Genomic DNA, 7726 nt, shown 5'->3' with positions numbered 1-7726 from the left:
GCTGCGCCGCGATCACCCCGGCGCACCGGTGATCTACCTGTCGACCGGAGCCTGGAACATCGCGCCGACGCTGCGCCGGTTCCTGAGCCGCAACCTCTTCCCCGCGGGCGCCATGCTGCTCACCGACTGGGGCCCAACGCACGATCGCTGGTTCCGCAGCGGCCGCGAGCACAAGGCCGGGAACCTGCGTCGCCTGGCGGCGGAGTTCCCCGACGTGCGCTGGCTGCTGATCGGCGATGACGGTCAGCACGACGAGATCATCTACTCCGAGTTCCTCGAGGAGCATCCCGAGTCCGTCGCCGGCGTCGCGATCCGGCGCCTGCTGCCCGCTGAGGCGGTGCTGGCCGGAGGTCGTGCGACGGTGGAGCACAGCGCGGACTCGGTGCCGTGGGTGAGCGCCGAGGACGGCGCGGGCCTGCGCGATCTTCTCGGCGAGGCCGGCATCATCGACCCGACGCCATGACGACCGCTCTCTCCCGCGACGAGTGGATCGAGCGCGCCCGCGCGCACGAGGCGCGAGCGGATATGCTCACCGCGGCGCACCGCGAGCGGGCGGCGCGCGGCGAGAAGCATCCGGTGTGGGACTTCCTCTTCACGTACTACTCGTACAAGCCCGCCATGCTGCGTCGCTGGCATCCCGGCGCCGGAGTCGTCCTGCAGGACGCGCCGGAGCGGGCCGGGTGGCGCTGGTACTCCTCCGCGGACGGCGACGCCGTGGTCCCGGACGCAGACCTGTTCCGCGCCGAGAAGCCCCAGCTCGCGGACCTCGTGGAGCGGATGCTGCGCCGCACCGCCTCGCGCCCAGGCCAGTTCGGCTGCTTCGGCCTGCACGAATGGGCGATGGTCTACCGGGAGGAGGAGCACCGCCATCCGGTCCCCCTTCGGCTGGGCCAGGCGGGCACGGATGCGGTGGTCGAGACGCACGAGCTGCGCTGCACGCACTTCGACGCCTTCCGGTTCTTCACACCGGACGCCGTGCCCCGCAACCGTCTCCCGCTCACGCGCGACTCCCAGCCCGACCTGGAGCAGCCCGGCTGTCTGCACGCGGGCATGGACCTGTACCGGTGGGCGGTGAAGCTGGGCCCGCTGATCCCCGGTGAGCTCATGCTGGACGCCTTCGAGCTCGCGCGCGACATCCGGCTGCTCGACATGGAGGCCGCACCCTACGACCTGTCCGCGTGGGGCGTGCGGCCGGTGCGCATCGAGACCGCCGAGGGCAAGGCGGAGTACGTGCGCCGGCAGCGTGAGTTCGCGGAGCGGGGAACGTTCATGAGGGAGCGGATCCTGGACGCCTGGATCGGTGCCTCGACAGGCTCAGCAGCGCACGCCGGTCACTGAGCCGGTCGAAGGGCCATCCGCTGGGCCATGACGTGCTCTGCGGCATCCTGGAGCCGCTCCGCAGGCAACGTGCCGTCCTGCACCGCGGTGACGATCGCCTGGGCCATCCGCCCCGCGGTCCGCGCGTCCGACCCCGCGATCATCAGCACCATGTCGTTGCCCGCGGCGAGCGCGGCGACGGCATCCGCAACCGGGTCGCGGTATGCGGCGACCCCCGACGAGGTGAGCATCCCGATGTCGTCGGTGATCATGAGGCCCGTGAACCCCAGGTCGTTCCGCGCGATCTCGTGCCAGCGCGGTGAGAGCGAGGCCGGCGCGGCGTCCACCGCCGTGTAGGCCAGGTGCCCGAACATGAGCACTTCGGCGCCCGCGCCGATGCCGGCCGCGAACGGCGCCGCCGGACCCGCCCGCCACTCGTCGAGGCCCATCGGCGTCGAGGGGATGCTGACGTGCGAGTCCCCGGGTGTCGCCCCGTGGCCGGGGAAGTGCTTCAGGGTGGAGAGCACGACCTCCTTCTCCCCCTCGACGGCGGCCACGACTCGCGCCGAAGAGGATGCCGGGTCCGTGCCGAGCGCTCGCGGCGCGATGAACGACTTCGGGTTCGCGGGCACATCGGCGACGATGCCGAAGTTCAGGTTCGCCCCGGTCGCGGCGACCAGCGCCGCTCGCTGCGCGAACACCTGCTGCACCTGAGCCGGATCGGCGGACTGCAGGCGGCGCCCGCCCGGCAGGGTGTCCCAGGGCAGGCGGGAGACATAGCCGCCCTCCTGGTCGATCGCGATCAGAGGGGGAAGGACGGGGTCGATGAGGAGCGCGTCGGTGACGGCCTTCTCCTGCGCCGCATCGGCGGCGACGTTCGACCCCATCAGGATGAAGCCGCCGAGGGAGGCGCCTTCCGGGCCGGAGGTCATGAAGGCGCGCAGTGCGGCGGGGTCGGTGCCCGGTACCGTGCCCATGATCACGCTCGACGCCTGCTGCGCGAGACTCATCCTGGCGACGGCGGCCCGCACCGGGTCCACTGTCGGGGTGGGTGTCGGCGACGGCGTTACGGTGCGTGAGGCGGATGCCTGCGGCGACGCCGTCGAAGGCGCGCAGCCGACCAGGGCGATCACGGCGAGCGCGGCGATCGCTGTTCCCCAGGCGGATCTGGTTCCCCAGGCGGATCTGCGCATGCGTCCACGCTACGCGATGACGCTGACCGTCTCCCGGGCGGCGAGACTGCGCTGCACGCCCTTGGCCGCGGTGCGGCCCGCACGGTTGGCGCCGATGGTGCTCGCGGACGGCCCGTATCCGACCAGCTGGATGCGCGGATCGGCCACCGCCGTCGTGCCCCGCCCGGCTCGGTCGAGCTGGATGCCGCCGAGCGGGCTGCGCAGGTGCAGCGGTGCGAGATGTGCGATGGCGGGACGGAAGCCCGTGGCCCAGAGGATCACGTCCGCACGTTCGAAGGAGCCGTCCGCCCAGCGCACGCCGTCGGGCTCGATGCTCTGGAACATCTCGCGGCGGGCCGCATAGGCCCCGAGCCGCTCGGCCTCGCGCTCCTGCGGGCGGAGCATGAGACCGGTGACGCTGACCACGCTCTCCGGCGGCAGGCCCTGCGCGACGCGCTTCTCGACCAGGGCGACGGCGGCGGCCCCGGCCTCGGGGCTGAAGTCGTCCGTGCGCCACACCGGCGGGCGCCGGGTGACCCACTGGGTGTCGGTGATCGGCGCCAGCGCCCCGAGGAACTGCACGGCCGAGGCGCCACCGCCCACGACCAGCACCCGCTTGCCCCGGAAATGCTCGGGGCCCGGGTAGTCGACGGTGTGCAGCTGCTCGCCGAGGAACGTCTCCATGCCCGGGTAGTGCGGCAGGAAGGGCTGGGTCCACGTGCCCGTCGCGTTCACGAGCGTGCGGGCGCGCCACTCCCCCTGGTCGGCGCGCACCACCAGGATGCCGTCCTCGTCGACGACCTCGCGCACTGTGACGGGCCGGAGCACGGGCAGATCGTGCGCGCGCTCGTAGGAGCCGAAGGTGCGGGGCACCGCCTGGTTCGCCCGCTCGGAGGTGTGCGCGGGCGGGGTGTCTCCGGGAAGCTCGGCCACATTGTGCACGTCCTGCATGGTCAGGGCATCCCACCGGTGCTGCCACGCGCCTCCCGGGCGGTCGTTCGCGTCCAGCACGACGTGCTCGATGCCGAGCCGCTTGAGGTGGTACGACGCCGACAGGCCGGCCTGGCCCGCCCCGATGACGACGCTCTGGAGGATGCTCACACCGGGTCCCAACGTCCGGCGGCGTCGGGGTGTTCCTTGGTAGAATGGGGACGAAGCGACCGCCGGGACGACCCGTGCGGAGTCATCACAGGCGGGGACGGCCCTGCGGATTCGGCATCCGCCATGCGAACCCTGCTCCGCACCGTCCTCACCCCGATGGCCGTCCTCCGGCTGGTCCTGGGCTGGGGATCCTTCCTCCTGCTGCTGGCGCTCACCCCTGCGCTGGACGGCCCGCTGCCGGCCTGGCTGCTGTGGCTGCTGCTCGGCGGCATCGTCGCCGTGATCACGCTGAGCGCGTTCGGCGTCGTCACCGAGGCGGAGCACCTCGCGCACCGGCTCGGCGATCCGTACGGGACCCTCGTGCTGACGATCTCCATCGCCGCGATCGAGGTGATCCTGATCGCCGCGGTGATGCTCGGCCCGGGCGAGCACACCACGATCGCCCGCGACTCCGTGATGGCCGTGTCCATGATCATCATGAACCTCGTGGTCGGCATCGCCCTGCTGGTGGGTGGGATGCGGCATCGGCATCTCCGCGCGAACCCCACCGGCGTCTCGCTGTACCTCGGGATGCTGATCGTGCTGCTCTCGGTGGCGTTCGCGCTGCCCGCACTGATCGGCGGCGAGGGCGCCTACGCCCCAGCGCAGGCCATCCCCCTCGTCCTGCTGACGGTGTGTCTTTACGCCTTCTTCCTGCTGCGTCAGATGGGCGCACAGCGGGCGGACTTCCAGGAAGCGGCGGATGCCCGTCATGCGACCTCGTCCTCCTCGTCCTCCTCCGATGCAGAGCGGGCGCCGATCGGCGCGGTCCTCGTCGAGCATCGTGCCGAGCTGATCGCCCGCACGCTGCTGCTCATCGCGATGGTGCTGCCGATCGTGCTGCTCTCCCACGACATGGCGACGTTGCTGGATGAGGGGCTGGACAGGCTGGGAGCACCGGTCGCGCTGTCGGGCATCCTGATCGCGATGATCGTGTTCCTGCCCGAGACGATCACCACGATCCGTGCGGCTCTCGGCGGCGAGATGCAGCGCGTCAGCAACCTGTGCCACGGCGCCCTGGTCTCCACGGCAGGGCTGACCATCCCCGCCGTGCTGACGATCGGACTCCTCACCGGTCAGCACGTACTGCTGGCCGAGTCGCCCGTGAACCTGCTGCTGCTCGGCGTGACGCTGCTGCTGACCCTCGCCACGTTCCTGGGTCGCCGTCTCACGGCGCTGCACGGCGCGGCTCACCTGTTCGTGTTCGTGCTGTACGGGATGAGCGTGTTCAGCTGACGGCCGCTCGCACGCACCGGAGTACCGTGGCCGCATGGCGATCATGCGCATGGACAATGTGGGAATCGTGGTGGACGACCTCGACCTCGCAGTCGAGTTCTTCACCGTGCTCGGGATGGAGCTCGAGGGACGACAGCTGATAGAGGGCGAATGGGCCGGACGCGTCGTCGGGCTGAGCGGGATGCGATCGGAGATCGCCATGATGCGCATCCCCGGTGCTCCGGGAAAGCTGGAGCTCGCGACCTATCACGCGCCGGAGCTGCTCGGACGAGGCGTGCAGGCGATCCCCCACACGCTCGGGTTCCACCGGGTGATGTTCGCCGTCGACGATCTCGACGACACGATCGCGCGCCTCGGCCCGCTCGGCGGCGAGCTGCTGGGCGAGGTCGTCGACTACCGCGGACTCGTGCGCCTGTGCTAGTTCCGAGGACCGGGCGGAATCGTCATCGGCCTGGCGGAGGACGCCGCCTGAAGAAGAGCCGAGCGGATCCGCCTGGACTCGGATCCGCTCGGCTCTCAACCGACGACCATCAGCACCCGGGCATCGTCGGCGACGACCCCGAGGCCTGAGACACCGCCCTCCCCCGGAGCCTCGTCCGGGAGCACCAGCGCCTCCATCGCCGTCGCGGTGCTGCCGCCCGCGCTCACCCTCCCCGAGCGCACCACGATCGCTCGCACGTCGTCGGGAAGCACCGGCGCTCCGTGCAGATCCGAGAAGACCAGCGCGGGCGTCGCCCGTGCCGGCACCGAGGAGAGCACGAGCACGCGGCTCAGCTCTGCGGCACGCAGCTGCGGGCGTCGCAGTTCGAGGAACGCGCCCGCGTAGTGCAGCACGCGCTCCTTGCGCAGCCCCACCGCGGCTCCCGGCCCGACGCCCACCTGCGGCCCGCCGATGCCTGCGAGCGTGTGCGCGGCGTCCGGTGGGAGGTGGAGCACCCCCTCCGGACGCCGCAGCTCGACCAGCTGCAGCATCCAGTGCAGCTCGCCGCCGGCCCCCCAGTGCCCGCAGATCTCACGGACGTGTCCCCCTCCGGCCACGAGCCCTCGCCGGGGCAGGTCCCGCAGGCGCGTGAGCCTGGTCGGGGCCGGCCCCGGAACGAAGGTTGCACTCGTCATCGGATCAGACCCGGGCTCCGATGAGGACGTAACCCTCTTCGCCGTGGACCACGGTGTCGAGGCCGGCGATCTCGTCCTCGTCCTTGACCCGGAAGCCGATGGTCTTCTGGACCACGAAGCCGATCACGAGTGCGAGCCCGAACGAGTACACCAGCACCGCTCCGGCGGCGAGCGCCTGCGCCGCGAGCTGCGCGAAGCTGCCGCTGTAGATGAGGCCCGTGTCGTTGGCGAAGAAGCCGAGGTACAGCGTTCCGATGATGCCGCCGATGAGGTGGATGCCCACCACGTCGAGCGAGTCGTCGAAGCCGAGCTTGAACTTGAGGTCGATCGCGAGCTGGCAGACGGCGCCGGCGAGGAGACCGAGCACGACCGCCCAGATCGGGGTGAGGGCGGCACAGGCCGGCGTGATCGCGACAAGACCCGCGACCGCACCCGAAGCGGCTCCGACCGACGTCGGCTTGCCGTTGCGGATCTTCTCCATCACGAGCCAGCTGAGCAGAGCCGCAGCGGGGGCGGCGAGGGTGTTGACGAACGCGAGGGAGGCGGTGCCGTCGGCGCCGAGCTCGGAGCCTGCGTTGAACCCGAACCAGCCGAACCACAGCAGGCCCGCGCCGAGGAGCACGAACGGCGGGGTGTGCGGCACGTCGGCGCCCTTCTGGGAGCCGATGCGGCGGCCGAGCACCAGGGCGAGCGCGAGTCCTGCCGCTCCCGCGTTGATGTGGACCGCTGTTCCTCCCGCGAAGTCGATCGCGCCGACGCCCAGCATGTCCTGCAGGCCCTTCGTGATCCAGCCGCCGTAGGAGAAGCTGCCGTCCTCGGCCAGGCCGAAGTTGAAGACCCAGCTCGCGACCGGGAAGTAGACGACGGTCGCCCAGACGCCGGCGAAGACCATCCAGGCGCCGAACCGGGCCCGGTCCGCGATCGCGCCCGACACGAGGGCGACGGTGATGATCGCGAACGTCGCCTGGAATCCGACGAACGCGAGCGGCGGAAAGGCGGCGCCCTTGGGCACCTCGAGCAGGCTGTTCAGCCCGATCGCCGACCAGTCGATCGTCCACGGGGCGATCAGCCCTGTGCCGCTCGGGAACGCGATCGCATATCCGAAGACGACCCACAGCACGCCGATCAGGCCGATCGCGCCGAAGCTCATCATCATCATGCTGATCACGCTCTTGGCCTTGACGAGGCCGCCGTAGAAGAACGCCAGTCCTGGCGTCATCAGCAGCACGAGGGCTGCGCATATCAAAACGAAGGCGGTGTTCCCCTGATCCATGGGTCCGCTCCTCTCTCAGTGAGAACGCTCCTGCAGCGTCGGGTGCAGCAAGACTCCCACCGGCGCGTTTCGCGCCGATGCGCGCTGTGTTTCCGGGGCGTTTCGGCGCAGACCCGGCGCGTGAACACCTCGTTACAGGGGCCGGATCAGTGGCGTCCCCGCGCTCGACCGCTCGGCGCGGCATCGGCGGCGATGCAACGGCCCGTGCGCCGGCAGGAACGGAAGAAGCCCGCGATCTCTCGCGGGCTTCTCGATGGTGGACCTGAGGGGACTCGAACCCCTGACCCCCTGCACGTTAGGTGCCCGCGGCTGGTTGCTTGATATCTCGGGGCAAACCACCCCTTGACCTGGCATTACCTTAACACACGACCACCGTTTGACTACGCGAGAATACGTGATCATACGTGTAGTGAGTGCCAGCGAGTGCCGCCACTCACCGTCTCGCCTCGTATCGGGTTCCCGACTCGCCGTA

General features: G+C 70.7%; 8 protein-coding genes. 4 read left to right on the top strand and 4 right to left on the bottom strand.

Features of this window, described 5'->3' with window-relative positions:
• On the top strand, window positions 1–463 hold a 463-nt coding region (locus tag BGN97_RS13860), incomplete at its 5' end, for an App1 family protein (protein WP_292702662.1).
• Complete coding sequence (locus tag BGN97_RS13855) at window positions 460–1338, top strand: 3-methyladenine DNA glycosylase (RefSeq protein WP_292702661.1); 879 nt, start codon at window positions 460–462, stop codon at window positions 1336–1338. The genes BGN97_RS13860 and BGN97_RS13855, both read left to right, overlap by 4 nt.
• Here the strand turns inward: BGN97_RS13855 and BGN97_RS13850 are convergent.
• Entirely contained in the window at window positions 1332–2510 is a 1179-nt protein-coding gene (locus BGN97_RS13850; protein WP_292702659.1) for a glycoside hydrolase family 3 N-terminal domain-containing protein, read from the bottom strand. The two genes, BGN97_RS13855 and BGN97_RS13850, sit on opposite strands and share 7 nt — an antisense overlap.
• A 9-nt stretch (window positions 2511–2519) precedes the next feature.
• On the bottom strand, window positions 2520–3590 hold the full coding sequence (locus BGN97_RS13845; RefSeq protein WP_292702656.1) for an NAD(P)-binding domain-containing protein: 1071 nt from the start codon (window positions 3588–3590) through the stop codon (window positions 2520–2522).
• A 123-nt stretch (window positions 3591–3713) separates the two neighbouring features.
• Between BGN97_RS13845 and BGN97_RS13840 the strand changes: the two genes are divergently transcribed.
• Window positions 3714–4865, top strand: coding sequence for a calcium:proton antiporter (locus BGN97_RS13840; RefSeq protein WP_292702653.1), 1152 nt, complete (start codon window positions 3714–3716; stop codon window positions 4863–4865).
• 34 nt (window positions 4866–4899) lie between these two features.
• Entirely contained in the window at window positions 4900–5286 is a 387-nt protein-coding gene (locus BGN97_RS13835; protein WP_292702649.1) for a VOC family protein, read from the top strand.
• A gap of 95 nt (window positions 5287–5381) precedes the next feature.
• Here BGN97_RS13835 and BGN97_RS13830 read toward each other — a convergent pair whose 3' ends face one another.
• Entirely contained in the window at window positions 5382–5981 is a 600-nt protein-coding gene (locus BGN97_RS13830; protein WP_292702647.1) for a hypothetical protein, read from the bottom strand.
• A gap of 4 nt (window positions 5982–5985) precedes the next feature.
• Window positions 5986–7254 carry an ammonium transporter gene (locus BGN97_RS13825; RefSeq protein WP_292702644.1) on the bottom strand — a complete coding sequence of 423 codons (1269 nt, stop codon included), beginning with the start codon at window positions 7252–7254 and terminating at the stop codon, window positions 5986–5988.
• Between the last annotated feature and the right edge of the window lie 472 nt (window positions 7255–7726).

This window comes from Microbacterium sp. 69-10, assembly GCF_001897945.1.
In the GTDB taxonomy this organism is placed as follows: Bacteria; Actinomycetota; Actinomycetes; order Actinomycetales; family Microbacteriaceae; genus Microbacterium.
The sequence above is the reverse complement of the archived record's forward strand: the minus strand, read 5'-3'. Positions and strand labels throughout refer to the sequence as shown.